Origin of the sequence: Bartonella sp. CL162QHHD (assembly GCF_042195435.1) — a bacterium.
In the GTDB taxonomy this organism is placed as follows: domain Bacteria; phylum Pseudomonadota; class Alphaproteobacteria; order Rhizobiales; family Rhizobiaceae; genus Bartonella.
Map to the genome: position 1 here is coordinate 1 of NZ_JBHIOG010000060.1, position 1,640 is coordinate 1,640.

1 protein-coding gene and 2 pseudogenes are annotated in these 1,640 nt (G+C 34.7%); 2 read left to right on the top strand and 1 reads right to left on the bottom strand.

All coding sequences use genetic code 11. From position 1 onward, the window contains the following. Nucleotides 1-90: BA14K family protein (locus tag ACFILD_RS05645; protein ID WP_375657610.1), on the top strand; the 90-nt coding region annotated here is incomplete at its 5' end. 69 nt (nucleotides 91-159) lie between these two features. Here the strand turns inward: ACFILD_RS05645 and ACFILD_RS05650 are convergent. After that, nucleotides 160-471: pseudogene (locus tag ACFILD_RS05650) on the bottom strand (MBL fold metallo-hydrolase); the annotation flags it as partial. Between the two features lie 4 nt (nucleotides 472-475). Here ACFILD_RS05650 and ACFILD_RS05655 point away from each other — a divergent pair. Further along, nucleotides 476-1,096, top strand: a pseudogene (locus ACFILD_RS05655) (sensor histidine kinase); the annotation flags it as partial. Nucleotides 1,097-1,640 lie beyond the last annotated feature (544 nt).

The following is a 1,640-nucleotide window of genomic DNA, read 5'->3' on the forward strand; positions in this document are numbered from 1 at the left end:
AAGAAAAAATACCGTTCTTTCAACCCTAAAACAGGAACTTTCCGAGACCGTAATGGTTTGGAACACGTTTGTTATGCCCCAATAAATTAACTTCTGTTCCGCCCTACTAAAAAGTCTTAAATGGCACAAAAAAACGCTTCAAAGCGTTTTTTTGTTTGCTCATATATTAAAATCTTGAAGAAAAGGATTATTTTGGCGCTCATAGCCTATGCTACTTTTAGGACCATGCCCACAAATAAAACAAACATCATCGCCTAAGGGTAAAACTTTTTCTCGAAGAGATTGTATCAATTTTTCATAGGAACAGAAGGGGAAGTCCGTACGTCCAATAGAACCACAAAAGAGAACATCACCCAAGAGGGCTAAGCGCTCTTTTTCATTGAAATAAATAACATGACCAAGGGAATGCCCTAGTGTATGCAAAACCCTAAACTCATGTCTAGCAAAATACACACACTCACCATCTTCTAACTATATCGAACAACGCACCATAATGCTTTCGGGTGTAAGCCATGATTTAAGAACCATTCTCACCCGTTTTAAACTTCAACTAGCGTTAGCAAATACTGACTTTGATATTAAGCCGCTTGAGCAAGATGTGAGCGACATGCAAGATATGTTAGAAAATGACCTTGCTTTTGCCCGTAGTGAAGGAAGTGAGTGTATTAAAACTTTTGATTTAAATGCTCTTATGCAAAAATTCTCTACCGATGCGCATCTTCACAAACGTCAATTTTCCTACACCATTGAAAGCCCTACACAAATACAAGTACGCCCACATGCCTTCACGCGTCTCATCAGCAATCTTGTATCAAAAGCATTTTGTCACGCTAATATTGTCAAACTAACAGCCATATCCCAACAAGAATCTTTCATCATAACTATTGATGATGATGGACATGGGATTCATAAAAATATGCGCACAGAAGTCTTTAAGCCATTCTTTAAACTTGATAAAACACAAAATCAAGATGCGAGTAGAGCAGGACTCGGCCTTTCTATTGCTCAAGATATAGCACGTAGCCATGGAGGCAATATTCAATTGGATGATAGCCCTCTAGGGGGCTTACGCGCTATTATTGATGTCCCCCTTTAGCAATTTTTCTTGTTAAACCACGTTATAAAAAAATCCCTAAAACTATCAAAACATGCCAAAAACACTTCTAAAACCTAAATGAGCACAAAAAAATTAAAGAGAATGTTTCCCATATATCAAAAAAAGTTCCCGCAATATATTATCTTATACAGTTATAATCTGATATCGAACTCAATATTTAACCTCACAAGAGAGTAGTCAAACAGGACTGTATTCTATCACACAAATAAGATTTTATCTTAGCACCATAAGCCTATAATAAAAAACGATAACTTTTATTCATACACCTATTGTTTAATTCATATTGTATCAATTAATAAAAAAGTACTCATCAATAAAGAATTTATAACCAATAGTAAAAAATCTGCTGCTCTCAATACAAGCTGCTTAATTAACCTTAAGAATATTACATTAATTGAAATCAAAATTTTGTCATGATTTTATTTTACTGTACCGGCAATGTTTTAACTAAATGAATTTTTATTTTTTTGTCACAATAAAGTCCAAAATTGTTCAGGCTCTATTCAGTTTGAAACGTGTAGGA